Genomic DNA, 21,104 nt, shown 5'->3' with positions numbered 1-21,104 from the left:
GCTTGTGTTCTTATTTTATTCTTTACTAGAGACAGTCAGTTCCACCACTTCTTTCTTGGCCGATATTCGATTTATCAATAGTACATCGTTATCGTTAATGTCGGTGAGATAGTCGACACTGGTAGGCACTTCGCCGAGTATAGTAAACGACGTTTTGTCTAAATCATAGGACCATAGTTGATTGTCTTCATTGACGCCGTGAATCACATTGCCGCGCATTACAAAAGATTTTCCTCTTTCGCCTTGGCCGTTTAGTGCACTGATCCGCTGAGGTTCAACAGCGCCGATTTGCCAAAACTGATCAAGTCTATCCTTATACACAACTTTACCGTGTTCACTTTCAAGTGCCCACAGCACAGGTTGCTGCGTCAGTATTTCAAACGATTGTTGATCAAAATCATAAGCAGCTAACTTCATTTCTCCCTTTACCCGAATCTGTGTTAGCGCACGTTGTTTTGCACTTTTCCATTGATATAAGCGTAAAACAGGGTAGGCGTGTGGGTAAGATGTTAAGCCACCATCTAAAGCAATTTGTGTCAGTACACCACTAGCACTGACTAATATGCTCTGCCCATCCTCAGCCCAGTGGATCCCGCGAACGAAAGTATCTAAGGGGAAGTTAGTCAGTTGTCGCGTGTTATTGCCATCGCTTAACCACACCTGTTCAGTACCTGAACGCTCCGACCAAAATGCCACTAAGTTTCCATCTGGCTGAAAAACAGCCTGATCTTCACCAAGGTTGGTGCGCGCAAAGCTGGTATATGTTTGAGCGCCTTGTGCTAACTGTGTCAGTGGTAATTTGACGATATCACCGTCATAAGGCCCTTTGATCATCAGTACACTTTTGCCATCAGGGCGAAATTCAGGCTGCCTCATTCGATCTGAAAACGGTAATTGAATTTTACTCACAAGTCCTTCATAAGTCAGACTAAATAGCTGACGTCCGGTACTAAACATCAATTGCTGATTAAGTGGGTCAAAACTTGGGTAGATATCATGAAATTTAGTAATTTCCGGCGGCCGCTGGATCTGATGGCTAGAGATCAACTCACCATCGGGTTTCAGCATATCGATATAATGTAAACCATCGGCATGAATACTACTTACCGCGATTAAATCATCTTGAGGAGAGTAGGCGTAATCAATCAACGTACCGTCTTCTACGGTATAAAGATCGATACTATTTTCGTCATGAATGGAGTAATTTATCAGTTTCCAGCGCTCGCCTTGTTTTTGTTTCAATACCACATTGCCATTGTTCAGCCAGATAGGCTTATCAACCACTGAGTTCTTACACCGGAGAATAACTTTTGGCTGCTGAGGGCTTTTCAATGCTTTAGTAAAATCAAGTGTTACAAGGTCGTAGCAGCGCTTTTGTGTAGCGGGCTCGCTACAAGCGTCGGTAGCCAAAAACAACAACTGCTCACCATCTTTTGAGAAACTATGCCTGCCGTATGCTCCAAAACTCTCGGTGAGCAGGAGCTCTTGCTGGGTATCCGCCTTTTTTGCCCATATCTTATTATCGCAAAACTTATCTAAATAGCGGTGAAAAACAATGTATTGACCATCCGGAGAGTAGCTCGCATCAAACTCCTTATCGTCAGTTGCGGTCAATAAACGTAGGCTATCAAAAGTCAGAGGAGAAGGCTTTTTTATGGAAAAATATTGATAACTAATGGCTCCAAGCAGCATAGTTACAACCAGTAAAACAAACACATACAGAATGGGTTTATTTTTATTCTGACTTTGATTTAGGTGTTTACCTTGTTGCACTTCTGGCTCTGGTATCACCTCTAATAGTGGCTCAGCATTCGTCAGTTTTTTAGTTTGCCCCTCCCAACGTACTTCACACTCTAAGCTATACCCCTTTTTAGCGTGCGTTTGGATATAACCTTGCACCTTACCATCGTCCCCAAGCGCCTTTCTTAATTGCGCAATACTACGCTGCAAAGTATTAGGAGAGACCACCGTATCTGGCCATACTGTATCGAGCAAAGAATCAAGGCTCATCACTTTGCCTTGATTCTGAGCCAAGCAAGTGAGTACCGCCAGAGCCTTTGGTGCAAGTGTTTGACATTCACCGTGATGTGAAATCTGATTACGAGTTAGGTCAACAAAAAAATCACCAACCCAATATTGTTCTACCATAAACCCCCAATATGCCTAGCGTACGCGCTAACGATGCCAATTATTATAATTATCAGTATAAGGACAAACAGGGTAAAAATAAACAAAATCAAAAACTTAAGCTTTATCAAGCTGTAAGCTTAAGGACAGTTAATAAACGTCTATTTCTCACATACACGGAAGCTTTGTCTGCCTCCATACCTGCGTTCGCTTTGGTAAAATACTGCTAAAGCGAACAAACCTTACCGACTGCTTGCTTATTATCCAGCTTTATACCAAAATAAATGTAACCCAAATTAGTTACTTATCGATATGTAACCAAATTAAGTTACTTATATGACATCACTATTTCAAGGCGCGGTGATCACAGCAGACATTGTCGGCTCCCAATCACTGTCCCAATTGCAACTTACAACACTACAAAGTGAATTAAAGGACTACTTAGCTGATATAGCAGCTGTAGAGCAGGGCTATTATAGCTTTTACCGCGGCGACGGCTTTCAGCTTGTGTTGCAAGACGCGACGAAACTATTCAATGTGGCGTTACGGCTACGGTTGTTTTTAATTAGCCGACATAGCGATGCCAGACTCAGCCTCGCAGTCGGTGAAGTCAATATCACAGCGGCGGATTTATCAACCGCAACAGGTGCTGCGCTGGTACTAGCGGGCCGAGGGTTGGACACAATAGGACAAGCAAGACTCAGATATAACAATGACAGCAATGCCCACTTTGCACTAAACCTAGCATTTGTGGATTTGTTACTTTCGAACTTAACCCATAAACAAGCAGAGGCCGCTTTTATTCATATTTCACACCCTAAGTTGAGCCATGCCGATATTGCAAAACAACTCAACACCAGTCGGGTGAATGTGACTAAGTTACTCAATAGCGCACACTATGCTTTATTAGATCAATTTTTAGTAATTGCGCACTCACACCAATAGTCGAATGCTCAACGCTTAAATATCACGAGGTGGACTTAATGAACGAATGGCAAGTGTTGTTATTGTGGTTAGTAATAGGCCACACACTCACTGATTTTTACATCCAACCTATGAGCTGGGTACATGATAGAAATACCCGTCACTATAAGTCCATCAAGTTGCTGTGGCATAGTGTCGCACATAGTGGGGCTGCACTTGCAATCATCCTACTTTGGCAGTCGACTTTGTTTTGGGGAGCACAATGGAATGCGCTGCTTTTTGCGCTAGCGGTAGGTATTAGTCACTACTGTATCGACTTAGCTAAATCCTATTCTAGCAAGGGAGTTATTCCTTTTGTGCTAGACCAATGTGCACATATTGCCATATTAGTGGTCGTCACTTGGCAAATTGCAGAGCCTGAGATTGCACTCAGTGTCTTTGCCAAGCCTTTTGCCAATGTCCAACTGCTAATCTTAGTTGTGGGCTATTTAATGGTATTGCATCCCGCATCGATATTCACCAGCATGCTGCTTGAGCGTTGGCAACTCAATAATTCATCTCTTGATAGCCTGCCGCAAGCAGGAAGTTTAATCGGTCAGCTTGAACGCGTATTACTACTGAGCTGTGTGTTACTGGATAGCTGGGCTGCTATCGGTTTTATTCTCGCCGCTAAATCGGTGTTTCGCTTTGGCGATCTAACCCAAAGCCAAGACAGAAAGCTCACCGAATACGTGATGTTGGGCACGCTTGTTAGTGTGTTGCTTGCCCTTGTGGTCGGCGCCTTCATCAAACCATTTATGCCCATTCAATTGTAATTTAATCCATTCAGTGCCTTGACATTTAATCTAGTGCCTGCAAAATAAACGCAGGCGCTAATTATTTGCCTCTATTCGTTTTATTTCCTCTTTAGGAGTTGCCATCACAATGAATAACTAAGCCCTTTGTAACTGACGAACTTATTATTAATTTCCAGTGCAAAGCTTATGGTTATCGTTGAGGCTTCTCAGACTAATCTATAGACTCTCATTTTCTATTTTACTGTTTACAGCTTTTACGAGTCTTTGTGCCTTTAGCCTTTTGCACTGCTGCAACAAGGAGCAGTAATTATGCCTTGGATACAGTTAAAACAAGCAAGCTTGACACTTGCAAATGGTCAATGTTTATTTTGCGATGTCGACTTAACAATAGAGCGACAATTTATTGCGATAACAGGCCCTAATGGGGCGGGCAAATCACACTTACTCAAAGCCCTATCCGGTGAACAACCTCTAACCTCGGGCGAGCGCCAAAGTCATGGGAAATGCTTTTATCTCCCACAAGATGCAACTAACCACTTTGCTACCGTTTCTGAACTACTAGGGCTTAAAGAGAAGCTAGCAGCACTGCATCGAGCCCACCAGGGGGTAGCCTCTGGGTACGATTTTGAATTAATCTCAGATGATTGGCAGTTAGAATCAACTTGGCAAGCAACACTTGCGCCGCTAGAACTCACTTTGGAAACCCCCTTTACAAAGCTTAGTCCAGGAAAGCGAATGCGAGTTTATATTGAGATACTGCAATCTCAGCCTGCAATCCTATTACTGGATGAGCCGAGCAATCACATGGACAGCAACAATAAGTACTGGCTGGCTGAGCGACTAAAGCACCACAAACATGGTGTGGTTGCCATCACACACGATCCTATTTTATTAGATGCAGCCGACTATATACTGCACATAAAACAGGGGGAGCTAACTCATCACTCACATGGATTTGACGCCTTTAGAGAAACGCTACTTCAAACTCAAGCTCGACAAAAACAGCAACATTTGGCAAATCGCGCGGCACAAAAAGCACTTAAACAAGCCATGATTGCAGCGGATCTGCAACATCAACGGCAGGCGAATAAAGGAAAAGCACAAGTACGCGCTGGTAGCCAAAGTAAACTGATTACTGACTTTAAGTCTGACCGAGGAAGTAAACGACATGCAGGACAAACCCATAAAATTCAAAAAGCTCAAGATAACATTAAGAAAAGTGCAGTGTACTATCGAGAAAACAAACAGCAGTTTCACTTTAATACCGCTCATGGAGCGAAAGAAAAGATCCGCTTATGTGAAGCCGAACTGTGCTTTGGACCGGAAAATACACTGAACCTTTTTGCGGATACAACACAAAAGCTCAGAGTAATTGGAGAAAATGGTATCGGTAAATCGACCTTGCTTAAAACCCTTGCGGGTAAGCTAGAGTTAAAGCGCGGAGAAATTCAGCGCCCAGCAACATGTGTTTACTTAGATCAGCACTGTGCTTGGCTTGAGCAGGGTCCTTGCGTTTTAGATATTGCCAAGCGCTTACTTGATACACCACATCATAATATCATCACCAGCTTTGCAAGCGTGGGCCTAAAACTTAACCAGATTTCAGGGCCTATCTCGAGCCTCAGTGGTGGCGAGAGAATGAAATCGGCCATCGTGCTGGCAGTGCAACTGCAAGGCTTTTTACTGCTTGACGAGCCGGATAATCACCTCGACCTTGAAGCACAAGAAGAGTTTGCGGCCATGCTTAATCAGCTTCCCTGTGGATTTATGCTGGTCTCTCATAATGAGTACTTTTGTGGTCAGCTCAGTAAACTTGAAGCAATAAGGTTAACAACATCATGAAAAATTTACCAATTACTTCTTAGGCTAAGATAAAAAAGTAAAGTATTTCAGGTGATTAAATTCTGGTTTGGGATTTGCATTTCTAGTTCTATGCAACATTCTGTCACTGGAGATAATGTGGACTGTAAGGGTATTCAATCTGAGTTTCACGAATGTAATCGTTTAGAGGTTGCCAGAAAAAAGTGGGGCCGTGGTTTTTGCTATTTAGATGCGAGCAACGACCCCATTCGCTCTAAGGTGATCAAAAAGCGAATAAAACAGTTGGTGATCCCACCGATGTGGAAGCAGGTTCAAATCAGCGCCTGTGCTTTTGATAAAGTGCAAGCCGTTGGTTTCGATAGTAAAGGTAAAAAGCAATATATCTATCATCCAAGCTATCAACTCATCCAACAACAAGCTAAATTTACCCGCATGGCCCAGTTTGCAAAACAGCTACCACAAGCAAGAACGCGCTGTATAGAGCAGCTAAAACACGATAATTGGCACCAAGAAAAAGTTGCCGCACTTGCTGTTATGGTGCTTGATTCCACAGGGATCCGTATTGGTAATCAACATTACTATCAACACAATGACACTTGTGGTCTAACCACATTAAGGCGCAAGCACCTGAAACATAACGAGATAGGGATAACTTTTGAGTTTCAGGGAAAACACGGTAAACAAAGAAAAGTTGACGTATTCGACGAACAACTTTGTCAGTTTATTAGTGAATCCGCTGTACAAACTGGCTATGGGATATTTCGATATCATTGCCAAGGGCGATGGCACGATTTAACCAGTGATGATGTCAACACGCAGATCCACACGCTACACGGCCCTGAATTTACCAGTAAGGATTACCGCACTTGGGTAGCTTCTCGGTTAGCGGTACAGTTCGCATTTGACGTTGCAATGGAGGTTGAAGGTAGTAAAAGAAAGCGTTTTGATACCCATCTAATCAAACGGGTAGCAAAGGCACTTGGCAATACACCCAAAGTCTGTCGAGACTACTATATCCACCCCAAGCTCCTGAACTATTTATGTGAACTCAGCCAAAATCAAATGGTTCCTGATTTTAGTAACGACTTTTGGCAGTTAGATGGCTCGCTCAGCGATTGTGAAGCTTTCATCGTGAAGGTATTAACAGAAGAAAAGGGGGAGGAAGGAACGCCTCCCCCTTTGGGCACTTAGTGGCGTCTCTGTTATGACCACTAAATAAAATAGGCTGAGACGACTGCACATCTCAAACCACATGGAGACGGTTAGTTAAAGCGGTAGTACCTCGAGGGTCGTGACATAGCTGCCGGCACGCTTTGTGGCGGGTGCTTGTGCTCTGTCGTCTTCATATTCCACTTCAAACCAATACATGCCTGGCTCAGATAGCGTTAGCGTCACTTCACCTTTGGCATTCGTTGTATATTTGCTTGGTTGACTGTTGTCACGGTACTTTTCGTCCTGACGTACCACTACCACTTCTGCGCTCTTGGCAGGTTCACCATCCATCGTATACTGCAAGGTAATTGGTTCACCGGTGTACAAATCATTAGGGTGAGTTACCGGGTTTAGTTCTAGCCCTTTGCCGATTGGCTTAAGCGCAGTGTTATTTGGTGCGCCCAAAGTTACAAATACTTCTAATCGTCTTGCAACGTCAGTCACACTTAAATCTTTTGCCGTTTTCGGTACTTCTTTATTAAAGGCCTCTACTGAGCCAATTTTTCCGCGTCCTGGCCAGTAATGCTTTTTACCGTTTTCATCAGTCCAGCGCGCCACCAGCGAGCGACTTTGATTAAACACTTTGTAAGTGCCTTGCTGATTGAGCTCAATGTCAAACACACTGCGATACTTCAGTTTTGCAGCGTTCTTAAGTTCAACCTTGCTTCCAGAAGGAGACAGTGCTGATAGACGCTCTAGTGGATAAGCATAATGATCTGGGTTAAAGATCCCATTGGCGATGGCTGCATCAAACGTGATCCATTCGCTATCACCAGACACCACGGTGGTACTTGGCTTGATCCATACTCGGTGTGCTTCACTTAATGGGCTATATGCGGCTAAGGCAACTAAGACACCAGATACTAACGTTGAGATTTTCACGATTAAGGCTCCATTGTTAAAATTGTTGTAGCGAGTTCAGATTTACCTTCTGCAATCACAGTGACAGGTGCAGTGATAGGTAAGGTCACTGGCAGTTTCAATACTTCACGACCTCCAAGCTCACGAGCAGCCTCTACAAACAGCGTGTATTCACCCGCAGGTAAAGCTTTAAACTCATCGCGCCAAGGGGTTAAATCAATCTTTGCTGTACCTGGACGCCTTGTCGCACCAGTCACGCCATCTACAGGCATGGATAGGCTACGGCCGCTTCTACGCCACCAAAGGCGTAAGTCTTTTAGCCACTTTTCACCTTCTTTATCCGCCATATTAACGTCATACCAAACGGCAATATCGGCAACTCGCTGTTGTTTGCTGTCCGCCAGCCATACTGCGACATAAGGTGGGTGATATTCCGCGACGTTTAAACGCGGGATCGTGATTTCAACTTCATCAGCTTTAGCGTGCGCGGGTACCATCAGCACTAAAACAGGTAATACAAAGCCTGCTGCGACGAGCGGCCAAGTCGACTTTCTTCCTCGAGAATGCTTGTATAAAAGCCATAAGCCTGTGAGTGAAAACACTACACAAGCTACTGAAAACACATCAATAAACATACGCCATGCAAATCCTGTATTACGTCCTTTGTGAAGATCGTTAAGGTATGATACCCAACCACGATCCGTGATCTCTTGATAAAACTCACCGCTATCAAGAGCAATGCTAAACCAGCCATCGCCACCAGCTCTTGGCAGCGCAACATACAGTTCGTACTCGCTCCACTGTACTTGCTGTAGTGCAGGTAACGCCGCACCTGTGTGTGACTGATACCAAGATTGAAAGCTGCGTGGCAGCGCTGTTTGCTCTGCCGCCGCGTTAAGCTGGGTCAACAGAGCACTTGGCAGCACCGCTTCTTTAGCATATGTGGTAGGTGCAGCTTCTATCTGGCTTGCGTGATTTAAGGTGATCCCAGTCACGGCAAACAGCAGCATTCCCACCAAACACACAGCAGAGCTCATCCAATGCCAAGTGCGCCAATCAAACAGCTTTTTAAGTCGCCGATTCGACGACTTAGCCGCTGAGCGAACTCGTGTCATTAAAAGCTCCACGCCAATGAAGCCCAATAGCGACGACCATCTTCAAAGTAGCCGTATTCTGCTTCAGTAATTTCTTCATCGAAGAGGTTGTAAATCCCAAATCCAAGCTTAATTGCTTCGTTCAGCTGATAATTTGCACCTAAATCGGTTAGGTTGTACGAAGGTGCGACTAAGCTACTTTGCGAAGGCCCTGTTACAGGCTGGCTTTCTTCACCACGATAATGGAAGCGTAACCACGTGTTTAGCTCATCCGAATACTGATAATTAAGCGACGTTTGGAACAAATGTTTAGGTAACTGGTTTAATGGGCTACCTGCATACACTCCGGTTTTTTGCTCCGAATCTGTGTAGGTATAGTTTGCGCTAAGCTTTAGTTTTTCCGTCAATTGACCCGAGAAGCTAATTTCTCCCCCTTGGGTTACGGCTTCATCAACGTTGACATAAGTTGTCGGTAACGAGCCAAACTCGTTAGGGCCGTCCGTGCATTGAGTTAGTGGACACGAAACCCGTGAAATTTTATCGTCAAACTCGTTATAGAATACCGTTGCTGAGGTGCTGATCCCTTTAGCAAGCTCAACGTACACGCCTAGCTCATAGTTAATCGAAGTTTCAGGGTTTAAATCTGGATTACCATAAATATTGCCACCACGGCTCACTTGGCCCCACGCCGCCGTACTTTGACGCAAGTTAGGCGCTCTAAAGCCGGTTGAGATCCCACCTTTAACCGTCACCGCATCTGATGCAGTATAAACACCGTATAAGCGCGGGCTAACATGGCCGCCAAAGTTACCGTCTTTGTCGTAGCGTAGTCCTATAGTCAGGGCAAATGGTTCAACGATACGCCACTCATCCTCAGCAAATACCGACCACTGATCGTTGTCGACTTGCTGCAAGTCACTAATGCGGTTACTGGTTTTGTCGGTCAAATCTTCATTAAGATAAGCAACACCGATTGAGCTAGTATGAGACTCACGAAGCGGTAACGTCCAAAGAGACTGGAAATCTACGTTTTTGACCGTCATCTCACGGGATTTATTGTCAAACTCTTCATGTTTTAAGTAACTACGAGAGCTACCAAATGACCAGTAACCGTTATGCGTCAAAGAGATTGACTCACTATCGTATTCGGTTGTAGTGGACTCAGGACAACCACGGCGGCCACACGGCTCACCTGGCGCAAGCGTTGCCACCGTTTTACCTAGCGTTGCATCAAGCGTTTGTGAGGCAATACCATAATCCAATAACCATTCGTGTTCATCTGATGGCGTATAGGCCAGTTTTACCTTCAGCGTATCTGCATCGCGACCTCTAAAGCCAGACACGATTTCGTCTTCGTCTCTGTGCGTAGTTTGGCCGTAAATTTGTACCCCTAAGGTATCTTTGATTAGCGAGCCCGCGGCAAAGAAATTTGCCTGATAAATATCACCTGAGCGACTGTTTTCTTGGCTGGTGGCGTCAACTCTAACTTCTCCATGCCACTCGTCAGGCGTTTTTTTAGTGATAATGTTAATTACGCCGCCAATTGCATCAGAGCCATACAGCGAAGACATAGGCCCGCGCACAACTTCGATACGTTCGATGGCAGCAACAGGAGGCGTCCATGCACCTTCAACACCTGGGCCGTCACTATTTGGCCGAGTCTCACGCGAACTTTGTCTTTGCCCGTCGACTAAAATAAGCGTGTACTGACTGCCCATGCCGCGAAGGCTAATATCTTCCCTGTCTCCGCCTCCAGTTACTACAACTCCGGGGACATCTGTCATGGCATCGGTCAGGTCTCGATAAAAGCGCTGCTGTAGCGCTTCTTGATTGATAACGCTAACTGACGCCGGCGCATTTTTTAGCAGTTGCTCAAATCCAGAAGCGGATACGACGATCACTTCCACCTCTTCTTTTATTTCTGATTTTGCATCACTTTGTGCAAGTGAAGAAAAAGGCAGGGCAGCTGCAACAGCTAAAGAGAGTGGCGCCAAACTACGACAGGCCATCAACATCGAGAAACCTCCATGATAGAATACAAGATAAATAACAATTATTTTCATTTGTAATGGTATGATGATTGCGTATTTTGGAGCAATGCGGTTTTTCTTAAAGGTATTTTAAGCAGGTCTTAACAATGAATCAGAAACTGACTCGCGGACTTAAAGTGTTCGCAAAAACGGTAGAAGCTGGCAGTATGAGTAAAGCCGCTGACTTATTGCATATGACCACCTCAGCAGTCAGCCAGCAGATCAGCAAATTAGAGCAAGACATAGGCCTAAGTTTATTTAATCGAAACACTCGTAGCCTCACGCTCACCGAAGCGGGCTCTATCTACTACAAATCCGCGATACAAATACTGCAAACTGCGGAGCAAGCGGAGCATGAACTTGAGTTATTACAGCATACGCCATCTGGTATATTGAAGATCTCTGCCCCCATCGGGTTTGGAGGAGGACTACTCAGTAAGCCACTGCGCTACTTGAGTGAGCAGTTTCCACAAATAAAAGTCGATTTGATCTTAACTGACGAACCCATCGACATCATCACTGAAGGCGTCGACTTAGCTATCTGTATAGGCCCTTTACAGGACTCAAACCTTATCGCCCGTCACCTTGCTGACTGGCAACTAATCCCCTGTGTCAGTTGCCATCATCCACTGGCACAACTCAATATATCGCACCCAGAAAGCTTAGCGCCTCACGCTTTGATTGGTCATTCGAGTAGCAAACAAAACCCCTATCATTTGAGCAATCAACAAACTCATCAGCAAGTGGCGCTGCCAACAGCCCGTTTTATGGTGAATAATATGCAAGCTTGCATTCAGCTCACGCTAGATGGCATCGGCTATGGGGTATTACCTGAACCAGAAATTAGGCACCACCTTTCATCAGGTAGGCTAAAAAGGTTATGTGCTGAGTGGTCATTAAGAGAATACAGCGTATATGCCGTGACGCCGCATCGCGATACCGTTGCGGCAAAAACAACCGCTGCAATTGAAAGCCTAAAAGAGTGGTTTACCCAAGTTTCCAACGATAACCAAGTGTTTGTTGGCGACTTTAGTTTTATCTAAGACTGACTTTTGGCTTTGCTACCTTTTAAAATTCAATAAAAAATAGCGAGCCAAATGGTTGGTTTTGAAGTGTCTGTATAACTTACTTTATGCTTTTGATGTGCGGGAATATTAAGACTATCACCCGCCTGTAAGGTAACCGTTTTACCATCCTCAAAGGTTAGCTCGCCACAGCCCTTTAATACCAGTACCCATTCGTTTTCGTCTTGGTCGTAATATCCAGAGCTTGGAGAGGTATGACCGTTCGATACTATCCGTTCAATACGAATATTTGGATGAGACAGCACCGTTTCAAAAATTTCTTCGGTTAAATCAGCTGGAATATCTTTTAGAAAGTTCATAGGCTTGAAACTTGGGTCTAGCAATTAGTCAATGATAGAGAAATAATTTGCCGCAACAGCACATCCGTTTATCTGGTAACGGCAAATTGGGAGAATGGTACAACTTGATCTGTAGAAATGTTCAATACGTCGTTCTCAATCTTTCAAAACAATCCATCAGGCGATTAGTGAAAACCCCCTAACTTAAGCGACTCCACTCGGACTTCTTACCCAGTTGTACAGTCAACATTAAAGTTACACAAATTAACAATGTTTGTAAAACAAAATTTAACATTAAATAAACAAGAATGAACTTACTAAAATCCTTTAAGTTCCACACGCCAAGGAGGATCCAGTCGATTCTCACCAGCCCAGTATAATTTGATCTTGTTCCCTGCGGGGTCAAACAGTATGGCTTCTCGCCACAAGTAACGCTGCTCTGTCGGCAGTTGCTCAAATATGATACCCCGGGCCTCAAGCTCAGTGACCCACTCATCTAACTGTTCATGTTCAAAGTAAATAACCGTACCATTATTGATAGGAGGCGTTTCTAACGATAAGGAGAAGGTTGCATTACCTTCAGGGCATTCAAATCGAGCATAGTGAGGTGTATCAACAATTTGAATAAAACCTAGCGTTCGATAGAATTGACAAGCTGCATTCATATCGTCAACGGGCAGGGTAACTTGGTTAAGATCCATAATCATCATCCTTATAACAATACTGAATCATTGTGCCTTGTAAGCAAAAAAATACCAGCCTAGCTTAGGCTGGTATTACAATCACCGCATCTTAATACGAGTTACAAATCAAATGTTCTCGACACAGAAAGTACGATACGCTCATCAGCCGTATCCCAATCTAAGCTCGTATTTTCAGCCGCTACTTCAATATCAAACCCTTTAAATGCCGTTTGATAAGCAAGGCGATAGTGATTGTAAGATTTATCGTTACCATCCCACGTATATTTATCGCCATCCAATGAATTGGAGATATCAAAGCTTGCTCGTAGTGCATGACCTTCTGCAATTTCAAAAGTATGTGCTACCATCGCAATAGTGTGACCCGCTTCGGTTCCGAAATAGTCCCAGCTGTACCAAAAATTAAACTCAGTTTGGCCAAACTCACTCGCGTAACCAAACTTAGTATAGATCTCTGGGTAGTTACCATCGCTTGAGTTGTCACCACCATGATAAGAATAGTAAGCAATACCATAGTCGAGGCTCCAGCTTTGGTTCAGCTCGATAAAGCGGCCAACATAAAAGTCCCACTCTAGATCCGTGTCATCACCAAAATCGACGTTAGACGCCCAGCTCCCAGCATACACGCCATTAGCAAAGGCTTTATCGATGCTGCCTTGTAGAGCTGGATCATTTTGCGTTTGGCTCACACCGTTAAAGGTATAGTCAGATGCACCTGTGAGCGTTGCAGACCAGTCTGCCGCCGCATAGTTAGAGGCGAGTACAAGTGGGAGTGCACAAAGTGTTTTCTTTAAAGTTGTCATGTAGTTGTATCCCTAGTTTACTGATTCAATTTTTCTAAAGTCGATAAGATTGTCTTTTGGCGAGCTATCAATCTTGCTCACGGTTTTATATTTACTATATGCAATGTAACCAAAACATGAGAAGAACAAGCCTATGACTAACGCACCAACCCATTGGATCTGTAAAAAGTTTAGTTTAAATAACAGCGTAAGCAGTGATAACGCCACGATATTAAATAAAATATAGTTTCTTTTTCCTAAACGGCTAACTGTAAGGTTAAGGTTATCTGTATATAAACGGATCAAAGAGTCGAGTGAGTTGATTACAAACACCACGCCCACAAAGACCATTGCAAAGTTTTTAATACCCGCAGTAGGGATCCCAGCCTCATGATAGTGATAAAGCACACTAAACCATGCTGCAATTGGAATAGATGGGAAAATCAACATCGCCGCTAGCACTTGATAAGTTTTCAAGCCACCGACAAAACGCGATGTGAATTGCCCTATCATGATACTCCACGCAAACCACCAGAATAGATAGAACTCGTGATAGTCATTCAGTGGCAACACAAACTGTTCTATATTGGCAAAGTAACCGCCGATCAGCGCCAAGTTATTGGTATAACTCGACATTGCACTGTCACCAAAGACAAACGCAGACGCCCACATAAAGGCAATTAAACCGATAAATACCCATGTTGTTGTGATACTTAAAAAACGCACGTACTTAAGGCTAGTGCTTGAATAAACCGCAAAGGCGATCGCCGCAAACACAATCAGATAGAAACTAGGAATAATCGACTCACCATCGCCTAAACTAGGTAAATACCAAGGTAGGTTAGACAGTAATAAGAATGCAGTAAATGCACATGTACCGATAATAACTAGGTTATTAATGAATTTAACCCAAGGAATTTCAAAAAATTTCACTTTGGGCTCTATTACGCAGAAATAAAAGCACGTAAGAAAGTAGAAACCCCAGATTAAAAATCCCCAAAAGCCAAACTCTATGGCCAGCGGATTAGTAAATGCATACTCTGGGCTTGCTTTTATGTCTGCGTAACCCGCAAACTCCGTAAGCGGAAACATGATGAGGCCAACGTCTAGGCCAGAAGTAAATAAGATTGCAATAAAAGTGAACGTTTTAACCGGTGTAACACCAACGCACTGTAAATTCCCCCACTTCAATAAAATAAAGGCAATTGCCAATAGGGTGAAAATGATGCCTGCACTAAGCCATACTGTCATTGTCACCCTCCCAAAATTGATAGAAGTAACTCATTTTTTCTCCGTTGTTTTTATTTACATTATTCCCGCATTAATGCAGTGCAAACGATTTGCACTGCATGCCACTGCAGGTCTCATATGGGGCACGAACTTTCCCATACGAGTGGCGAAACTAGATCTCCGAACTACGTTGAACCTGTTGCCAGTTTTGCGTCATAGCAACGTTTGCTCCCTCAGCGGCAAGTGGCGAATTGCCTAAAATCATATCCGCTGCTTTTTCCGCGACCATAATAGTCGGCGCGTTGAGGTTGCCGTTTGGAATGGTCGGGAAAATAGATGAATCCACAACGCGTAGCCCCTTTACACCGTGCACACGGGTTTGTGAATCTACAACCGCCATTTCATCCTCACCCATTTTGCATGAACAAGAAGGGTGGTAAGCACTCTCTACCGCTTGACGCACGAAGGCATCAATCTCTTCATCGGTTTGGATATGTTCACCTGGTTGGATCTCGCTCTGCCTAAAGTCATCAAACGCACTTTGCTCAATGATTTCACGAGTCAACCTAACACAAGCTCTAAAGCCTTCAATGTCTTCTTGTTCTGCCAGATAATTAAACTGTATTTTAGGCGCCACCGTTGGATCTGCTGATTTAATCGTTACTTCACCACGGCTCTTTGGTTTATTGTGGCCAACATGAACTTGGAAACCATGACCATCAAAGGCACTTTTCCCATCATAGCGAATAGCGGCGGGTAAAAAGTGATACTGAAGATCTGGCCACTCAACGCCCGCTTTCGAGCGAATAAAGGCACAAGATTCAAAGTGGTTAGTTGCACCTAGGCCGGACTTATTAAGCAACCACCTTGCACCGATTAAACCTTTAGAAATTAACCCTAGCTTGCCGTTTAAGGTGATAGGCTGCTTACACTTGTATTGGAAATAAAACTCCAAGTGATCTTGAAGGTTTTTGCCAACCCCAGGTAAATGGTGTTTTACTTCAACGCCCGCGGCTGTCAACGCTTCTTTATCACCAATGCCAGATAACTGTAATAAATGTGGTGAACCAATTGAACCTGCACTTAGGATCACTTCCTTCGTTGCATTCGCTTTTTTCAGGTTTCCTTTCACGCTGAACTCAACGCCTGTAGCGGTTTTACCATCTAACAGTACTTTTTGTACCAGTGCTCCCGTTACAATAGTCAGGTTGCTACGGTGCTTAATTGGGTCTAAGTATGCTCGGCTTGATGAACAACGTTTACCGTCTTTGACGGTCATATGCATTGGTCCAAAGCCTTCTTGTTGCTCACCGTTATAGTCTTTGGTAAACGCATAACCGGCCTGCTCACCTGCGCTAATAAATGCACGATAGAGCGGGTTTGCCATTTCATTACCATTATTGGTACCAAGCGGACCTTGCTCACCACGGTACTCATCGCCACCTAAATACCAAGACTCAGCGCGCTTGAAGTAAGGCAAACACGACTGATAATCCCAACCTTGCGCACCGTGGTCTTGCCACTCATCAAAGTCTTTTGCATGACCTCGAACGTACACCATGCCATTGATTGACGATGAACCACCGAGTACCTTGCCGCGAGGGCAATGCATAACGCGATTGTCTAAATACGGCTCAGGCTCAGTATGAAACTGCCAAGCGTATTTATCGGTATTCATTGGAATAGATAGCGCGGTTGGCATCTGAATAAAAATGCTCTTATCGCTACCACCCGTTTCGAGTAACAGTACTTTGTGCGCTGGATTTTCCGATAGGCGGTTTGTAAGCACACAGCCTGCAGAGCCTGCACCTACGATAATATAATCAAAATCAGTCATCATACTCCTCGATTAAAATGGACTTTCAATATCGCTCATACCAACATACACAGACTTAGTTTGAGTATATTGATCTAGCGTCTCGATGCCATTTTCGCGGCCAATGCCCGACTGCTTATAGCCTCCAACGGGCATTTCAGCGGGTGAGTTGCCATAGCTATTGATCCAACAAATACCAGCTTCTAGCTGGTGGATGACACGGTGTGCACGTTGAATATCTTTACTAAATACACCCGCAGCCAGACCTAAGTGGGTGTTGTTTGCACGCTGAATGACTTCTTCCTCGTCATCAAATACCAATACCGACATCACTGGACCAAAGATCTCTTCTTTCACTATGGTCATGTCATCATGACAATCGATAAATACAGTCGGTGCAACAAAGTAGCCGTTTGGTGCCGTTTCAGGACTAAGTGCCTCACCACCGGTAAGTAAGGTTGCGCCTTCAGCTTTGCCTTTTGCAATGTAATCCATCACCAGTGTGTGATGCTGTTTTGAGATTAGGGCGCCAAGATTTACGTTTGGATCGAGCGGATCGCCGGCGATGATATTTTGTTCAGTACGCTGCTTTAGCTCGGCCAAAAAGGCATCATAAACCTTACGCTGTACAAATACGCGGGTACAGTTAGTACACACTTCACCTTGGGTGTAGAAGTTACCTAACATCGCGGCGCTTATCGCTTGAGAAATATCAGCATCTTCAAAGACGATAAGCGGTGACTTTCCACCTAGCTCCATCGTCACTTCTTTTAAGTTGCTTGCCGCACTTTGCATTACTTTTTTGCCAGTACCCACTTCACCGGTGAACGATACTTTTTCAATATCAGGGCTGGTAGTAAGCCATTGCCCCACCTCAGCGGCACCTTGTACTACATTGAACACGCCCGCAGGAACACCGGCTTCAATAAAGATTTCGGCCAGCTTAATTGCACCAAGTGGTGTTTCTTCCGATGGCTTGAAAATGAGAGCATTACCAGCGGCAAGTGCGGGCCCTGATTTCCAACACGCAATTTGTAGTGGATAATTCCACGCGCCAATGCCAGCACAAATCCCCAGAGGCTCTTTGCGGGTATAGAAAAAGTCACCTGCCACAGGCTGCTGAGTGCCAACTTGAGCGGGAGCCAACCCTGCAAAGTATTCAATCACATCAGCGCCTGTTTGAATGTCTACGCATTCCGCTTCTTGCCAAGGCTTACCTGTATCTAACACTTCAATCTTGGCAAGCTCATCATTGCGCTCGCGCAGCAAAGATACCGCTTTATGTAAAACACGACTACGCTCAATTGGCGCCATCGCTGACCATAATGCAAAGCCCGCTTTGGCACTTTCAATCGCAGCTTGCTGAACATGACTATCAGCAACCTCTACCTCGTAGATCACTTCATCCGTTGCTGGATTTTTTACTGCAAACTTTTCGCCTGAGTGGTTTGCCAAGAACTGGCCATGAATAAAATTTTGATATACAGGGACTGTCACATTATCCTCCAAACTGCTTAATAAGTGATTGAATGTAGCGTTTTGCGAGCGTTTCGCTATGATGAAACGCATGATGGTCAGCTTTGCTTAGTACAGCTCTTAACCAGAGCCCGTCAATCATACCGGCGGCAAGCTCAGCCGCTTCTTTTGCTTCAGGCCGAGACATAAAGGCAGCAAATGAAGTCGCTAAGTTACTCTGCAGACGGCGACTGTTAACGCGCTGTAGTCGGTGAAGCTCGTCATCGTGCATAGATTGCGCCCAAAAACTCAACCAGGTACGCGTCGTATTTGACTGCTGCTGTACCATGGCAAAGTTAGCCTCTACGATATACATGAGTCGCTGCGTGGCACTGCAACCACCGTAGGTTTTGTCCAACAAACTGTATTTCAAGTTGTTTAATAGATAGCGCACGGTTGCTTCAATCAAGCCTTGTTTACCACCAAAATAGTGACTGATGATCCCTGATGAGAGACCGGCCCGTTTACTGATACTATTAATAGTGGTTGCTTGTAATCCTAACTCGGCAACTGACTCTAAAGTGGCGTCAATTAGCTGCTGACGACGAACAGGTTCCATTCCGACTTTTGGCATAGCTTTTTATTAATTGACTGTTCAATTAAAATAAGCTTAGGGTGATAAAGTTAAGACTTCAAGGTTGACTTTTTGTAAAAAGCCAATTTTTTGACGTTTGTACCTAGGTTAATCCCATGATAGCTAAGGGGTTTTAAAGGATTACAAAAAATCTTAAAAAATTTTAAAAAATCTGAGATTTTGCAGGTATTTGCGATAATTTACCGTTTTGATGTAATAATTTGACTAAGCTTAGCTTGACTAGAAAATAGTCAAAACCGAACCAAATGAGGGAACTAAGTAAGACTAAACATCCTTGCTACTTAAGATTTGAAAGCGGTAACAACTGGTAACCGGGGAACCGATTTGAGACAGTTGAAACCCCAAAAGACGCGTTTGACTGATAACTCGCCACTAACAATTCAATCTTAGGTTTTAGCGCTACGATCGCCTCATCAATTTTGCTTTTCAGCCTCGCACTAAAAACATTTTTACGCAGCAAAAAATGTACTTGGTTGTCATGTATCACGTAAGGCCAAGCCTGTGCAGCGTCTAGTCCTCGCTCTTTGATAAAATAGTTCCCCGTGATCATATCATCCACTATAAAATCAACGCGCGCTTTCATTAACATTTCAACCCGCCGCTGCGCACTGGCAATACTCACAAACTGCTCTTTATAGCGGGGGTCTTGTTTAAGCTTACCAAGCTCCTCTCCATAGTAAGATCCGATGCTCAACCCTATGGTCTTCGATTGCTTTAGTAATGAAGCGAGATCGGCAAGCGTTGCGGGAGGTGATAAAGAAAATAATCGCATACGTTCAAAACGGTAGGGCAGGGAGAAATCTCCGTATGCTTCTCTATCTTTAGTGTAGCTAACCATTACTGCGACATCTATCACTCCTTTTGACATTTCTTCAAAAGTGCGAGCGCTGGAAGGGAGACGAATATAAGTAGTACACACGGCAACGTGCTGGAACACCATCTCGGCAATGTCTACGTCTAGGCCCCAAGGTCCAAGCTCATCAAATACAGTTAATGGTGGCCAATCGGCAACAACGCCGATATTCACCGTTTTACTGCATTCGCTTGCACTGGCAGGGGGAATTACCAAGCCCCACACCAATATAGCCATGCAAATCAAGTTATTCACTGATATGTACTGCTTAACCATGACACCTCGTGAGCAAGTCTATGACAATCAGCCTTATAGCATGACGACTCAGTTCATTGCATAGGCACTATCTTTAGTAGTAACAATATATTTACCTAAAGCCTAGAACACAATGCCTGATAATTAAACTATTTAAATCAAAAAACGTATCGGTGCTCACAGAAGCAAATAAGCATGACGTAAACCCCCTTTACATCACGCTTGTTTTGGCACTTTACGGCTGATATTCGAATACCTCTTCAATAGAGACATTAAATACATGCGCTATTTTAAAGGCGACTTCAAGCGAAGGAGAATATTTGGCAGCCTCAATGGCCATAATCGTTTGTCTTGTGACACCCACCCGCTCAGCAAGTTCTTTTTGGGTCATTTCACCGCTCATAAAACGTAGCATTCTGATTTTGTTTTTTATTGGTAAATCAGCCATACACAACCCCCAAACGAGCTTTGACGAGCTGGGTTCCATAACCGACCAATTCAGCCAGCAAAAATGCAATCACTAAAATATGAAGTGGTGCAAATGGTAGTTCAAAAGGAAGCGCTTGCGACCAATTTTGTGCTTCGGCTGAATACTGGAAAATAGAGATACACACACCAACCTGAAGCACCCAGTAGGCTGGTTTACACCCCGATAGCGCAATCAACTTTTCACGCTCATCTAACGGCTTATCCATATCTTTATCGCTAACAAAGCTTAGTAGCAGCTGACCTGCAATAGATGTCACGATAGAAATAACAATCACCTTGAGCAACAATCCTGATACCCAACTAGGATCTTGACGCAACTGCTCTGTAGCCGCTGTTATTTCGCCCAAATAAAAATACAAGATATAACCTGTTACCAAAAACTCTATCGCAATCGTTAAGTCACGGAAACTCAACGAGTCTAAAAACGCTTTAATCCTATTATTGCTTTCCATGTTACCCTCACTTTACTCAAAGTTAAGTATTTTTTACATTAAAAGCGTAAACTTTGACCCACCTAAAGTCAAATATTTTTTACTTTAAGTCAAGTTTAAATAACTAGCCTGAGCTCGGGGTAAGAAGTTAGTTAAGATACTAAAATACGTAAGTTCAAAAGCGTAATATCACTCTAGCCAGAAGTTA

General features: G+C 44.0%; 19 protein-coding genes. 5 read left to right on the top strand and 14 right to left on the bottom strand.

The window, feature by feature from the left end; translation table 11 throughout:
* Positions 1 to 15: 15 nt before the first annotated feature.
* Positions 16 to 2,148 (bottom strand): winged helix-turn-helix domain-containing protein, encoded by a 2,133-nt coding sequence (locus CWC03_RS22125; protein WP_138583688.1) that lies wholly within the window; start codon positions 2,146 to 2,148, stop codon positions 16 to 18.
* A 315-nt stretch (positions 2,149 to 2,463) separates the two neighbouring features.
* Here CWC03_RS22125 and CWC03_RS22120 point away from each other — a divergent pair, with 315 nt between their 5' ends.
* The 4 genes from CWC03_RS22120 (at position 2,464) to CWC03_RS22105 (ending at position 6,860) form a co-directional block, all read left to right on the top strand.
* The gene (locus CWC03_RS22120) at positions 2,464 to 3,072 is read left to right on the top strand and encodes a hypothetical protein (protein ID WP_138583687.1); all 609 of its coding nucleotides are present in this window, start codon (positions 2,464 to 2,466) and stop codon (positions 3,070 to 3,072) included.
* A 38-nt stretch (positions 3,073 to 3,110) separates the two neighbouring features.
* Positions 3,111 to 3,866 carry a DUF3307 domain-containing protein gene (locus CWC03_RS22115; protein WP_138583686.1) on the top strand — a complete coding sequence of 252 codons (756 nt, stop codon included), beginning with the start codon at positions 3,111 to 3,113 and terminating at the stop codon, positions 3,864 to 3,866.
* Between the two features lie 291 nt (positions 3,867 to 4,157).
* Positions 4,158 to 5,690 (top strand): ATP-binding cassette domain-containing protein, encoded by a 1,533-nt coding sequence (locus CWC03_RS22110; protein WP_138583685.1) that lies wholly within the window; start codon positions 4,158 to 4,160, stop codon positions 5,688 to 5,690.
* A gap of 90 nt (positions 5,691 to 5,780) precedes the next feature.
* Complete coding sequence (locus CWC03_RS22105; protein WP_138583684.1) at positions 5,781 to 6,860, top strand: DNA topoisomerase IB; 1,080 nt, start codon at positions 5,781 to 5,783, stop codon at positions 6,858 to 6,860.
* A 75-nt stretch (positions 6,861 to 6,935) separates the two neighbouring features.
* Here CWC03_RS22105 and CWC03_RS22100 read toward each other — a convergent pair whose 3' ends face one another.
* Genes CWC03_RS22100 through CWC03_RS22090 form a run of 3 tightly spaced genes read right to left on the bottom strand, consistent with a single transcriptional unit; the run spans position 6,936 to position 10,851 of the window.
* Complete coding sequence (locus CWC03_RS22100) at positions 6,936 to 7,763, bottom strand: DUF4198 domain-containing protein (protein ID WP_138583683.1); 828 nt, start codon at positions 7,761 to 7,763, stop codon at positions 6,936 to 6,938.
* A 2-nt stretch (positions 7,764 to 7,765) separates the two neighbouring features.
* Positions 7,766 to 8,857, bottom strand: a complete 1,092-nt coding sequence (locus CWC03_RS22095; RefSeq protein ID WP_138583682.1) for a PepSY-associated TM helix domain-containing protein — start codon at positions 8,855 to 8,857, stop codon at positions 7,766 to 7,768.
* Positions 8,857 to 10,851: a ligand-gated channel protein gene (locus CWC03_RS22090; RefSeq protein ID WP_138583681.1), complete on the bottom strand. Its 1,995-nt coding sequence runs from the start codon at positions 10,849 to 10,851 to the stop codon at positions 8,857 to 8,859. The genes CWC03_RS22095 and CWC03_RS22090 overlap by 1 nt, the downstream gene beginning before the upstream one ends.
* 122 nt (positions 10,852 to 10,973) lie before the next feature.
* On the opposite strand from CWC03_RS22090, the gene CWC03_RS22085 reads away from it, so the two are divergent.
* The gene (locus tag CWC03_RS22085; RefSeq protein WP_138583680.1) at positions 10,974 to 11,909 is read left to right on the top strand and encodes a LysR family transcriptional regulator; all 936 of its coding nucleotides are present in this window, start codon (positions 10,974 to 10,976) and stop codon (positions 11,907 to 11,909) included.
* A 32-nt stretch (positions 11,910 to 11,941) separates the two neighbouring features.
* On the opposite strand, the gene CWC03_RS22080 is transcribed toward CWC03_RS22085, so the two are convergent.
* The 10 genes from CWC03_RS22080 to CWC03_RS22035 all read right to left on the bottom strand — a co-directional run bounded on the left by CWC03_RS22080 (position 11,942) and on the right by CWC03_RS22035 (position 20,917).
* The gene (locus CWC03_RS22080) at positions 11,942 to 12,250 is read right to left on the bottom strand and encodes a cupin domain-containing protein (RefSeq protein WP_138583679.1); all 309 of its coding nucleotides are present in this window, start codon (positions 12,248 to 12,250) and stop codon (positions 11,942 to 11,944) included.
* Positions 12,251 to 12,546: 296 nt separating this feature from the next.
* Positions 12,547 to 12,930 (bottom strand): VOC family protein, encoded by a 384-nt coding sequence (locus CWC03_RS22075; RefSeq protein WP_138583678.1) that lies wholly within the window; start codon positions 12,928 to 12,930, stop codon positions 12,547 to 12,549.
* Positions 12,931 to 13,031: 101 nt separating this feature from the next.
* Positions 13,032 to 13,733, bottom strand: coding sequence for a TorF family putative porin (locus CWC03_RS22070; RefSeq protein ID WP_130165587.1), 702 nt, complete (start codon positions 13,731 to 13,733; stop codon positions 13,032 to 13,034).
* A gap of 12 nt (positions 13,734 to 13,745) precedes the next feature.
* Positions 13,746 to 14,963, bottom strand: coding sequence for a BCCT family transporter (locus CWC03_RS22065; protein ID WP_138583677.1), 1,218 nt, complete (start codon positions 14,961 to 14,963; stop codon positions 13,746 to 13,748).
* A 151-nt stretch (positions 14,964 to 15,114) separates the two neighbouring features.
* Positions 15,115 to 16,782 carry a choline dehydrogenase gene (betA, locus tag CWC03_RS22060; protein WP_502705379.1) on the bottom strand — a complete coding sequence of 556 codons (1,668 nt, stop codon included), beginning with the start codon at positions 16,780 to 16,782 and terminating at the stop codon, positions 15,115 to 15,117.
* A 9-nt stretch (positions 16,783 to 16,791) separates the two neighbouring features.
* On the bottom strand, positions 16,792 to 18,255 hold the full coding sequence (betB, locus tag CWC03_RS22055) for a betaine-aldehyde dehydrogenase (RefSeq protein WP_138521338.1): 1,464 nt from the start codon (positions 18,253 to 18,255) through the stop codon (positions 16,792 to 16,794).
* Position 18,256: 1 nt separating this feature from the next.
* Positions 18,257 to 18,847: a transcriptional regulator BetI gene (gene betI / locus CWC03_RS22050; RefSeq protein WP_138583675.1), complete on the bottom strand. Its 591-nt coding sequence runs from the start codon at positions 18,845 to 18,847 to the stop codon at positions 18,257 to 18,259.
* A 298-nt stretch (positions 18,848 to 19,145) separates the two neighbouring features.
* The gene (locus CWC03_RS22045; protein ID WP_138583674.1) at positions 19,146 to 19,997 is read right to left on the bottom strand and encodes a substrate-binding periplasmic protein; all 852 of its coding nucleotides are present in this window, start codon (positions 19,995 to 19,997) and stop codon (positions 19,146 to 19,148) included.
* Between the two features lie 214 nt (positions 19,998 to 20,211).
* Positions 20,212 to 20,424 (bottom strand): helix-turn-helix transcriptional regulator, encoded by a 213-nt coding sequence (locus tag CWC03_RS22040; protein ID WP_045988593.1) that lies wholly within the window; start codon positions 20,422 to 20,424, stop codon positions 20,212 to 20,214.
* Positions 20,417 to 20,917 (bottom strand): hypothetical protein, encoded by a 501-nt coding sequence (locus tag CWC03_RS22035; protein ID WP_138583673.1) that lies wholly within the window; start codon positions 20,915 to 20,917, stop codon positions 20,417 to 20,419. The genes CWC03_RS22040 and CWC03_RS22035 overlap by 8 nt, the downstream gene beginning before the upstream one ends.
* Between the last annotated feature and the right edge of the window lie 187 nt (positions 20,918 to 21,104).

This window comes from Pseudoalteromonas sp. S2755 (assembly GCF_005886535.1).
GTDB lineage: Bacteria > Pseudomonadota > Gammaproteobacteria > Enterobacterales > Alteromonadaceae > Pseudoalteromonas.
The sequence above is the reverse complement of the archived record's forward strand: the minus strand, read 5'-3'. Positions and strand labels throughout refer to the sequence as shown.

Excerpts from the sequence above, each read along its gene's own strand:
- CWC03_RS22045 (WP_138583674.1), bottom strand. The coding sequence starts at position 19,997 with ATGGTTAAGCAGTACATATCAGTGAATAACTTGATTTGCATGGCTATA.
- CWC03_RS22115 (WP_138583686.1), top strand. The coding sequence starts at position 3,111 with ATGAACGAATGGCAAGTGTTGTTATTGTGGTTAGTAATAGGCCACACA.
- CWC03_RS22110 (WP_138583685.1), top strand. The coding sequence starts at position 4,158 with ATGCCTTGGATACAGTTAAAACAAGCAAGCTTGACACTTGCAAATGGT.
- CWC03_RS22040 (WP_045988593.1), bottom strand. The coding sequence starts at position 20,424 with ATGGCTGATTTACCAATAAAAAACAAAATCAGAATGCTACGTTTTATG.
- CWC03_RS22065 (WP_138583677.1), bottom strand. The coding sequence starts at position 14,963 with ATGACAGTATGGCTTAGTGCAGGCATCATTTTCACCCTATTGGCAATT.
- CWC03_RS22070 (WP_130165587.1), bottom strand. The coding sequence starts at position 13,733 with ATGACAACTTTAAAGAAAACACTTTGTGCACTCCCACTTGTACTCGCC.
- CWC03_RS22125 (WP_138583688.1), bottom strand. The coding sequence starts at position 2,148 with ATGGTAGAACAATATTGGGTTGGTGATTTTTTTGTTGACCTAACTCGT.
- CWC03_RS22085 (WP_138583680.1), top strand. The coding sequence starts at position 10,974 with ATGAATCAGAAACTGACTCGCGGACTTAAAGTGTTCGCAAAAACGGTA.
- CWC03_RS22035 (WP_138583673.1), bottom strand. The coding sequence starts at position 20,917 with ATGGAAAGCAATAATAGGATTAAAGCGTTTTTAGACTCGTTGAGTTTC.
- CWC03_RS22095 (WP_138583682.1), bottom strand. The coding sequence starts at position 8,857 with ATGACACGAGTTCGCTCAGCGGCTAAGTCGTCGAATCGGCGACTTAAA.
- betI (WP_138583675.1), bottom strand. The coding sequence starts at position 18,847 with ATGCCAAAAGTCGGAATGGAACCTGTTCGTCGTCAGCAGCTAATTGAC.
- CWC03_RS22075 (WP_138583678.1), bottom strand. The coding sequence starts at position 12,930 with ATGGATCTTAACCAAGTTACCCTGCCCGTTGACGATATGAATGCAGCT.
- CWC03_RS22080 (WP_138583679.1), bottom strand. The coding sequence starts at position 12,250 with ATGAACTTTCTAAAAGATATTCCAGCTGATTTAACCGAAGAAATTTTT.
- betA (WP_502705379.1), bottom strand. The coding sequence starts at position 16,782 with ATGATGACTGATTTTGATTATATTATCGTAGGTGCAGGCTCTGCAGGC.
- CWC03_RS22090 (WP_138583681.1), bottom strand. The coding sequence starts at position 10,851 with ATGTTGATGGCCTGTCGTAGTTTGGCGCCACTCTCTTTAGCTGTTGCA.
- CWC03_RS22120 (WP_138583687.1), top strand. The coding sequence starts at position 2,464 with ATGACATCACTATTTCAAGGCGCGGTGATCACAGCAGACATTGTCGGC.
- CWC03_RS22105 (WP_138583684.1), top strand. The coding sequence starts at position 5,781 with ATGCAACATTCTGTCACTGGAGATAATGTGGACTGTAAGGGTATTCAA.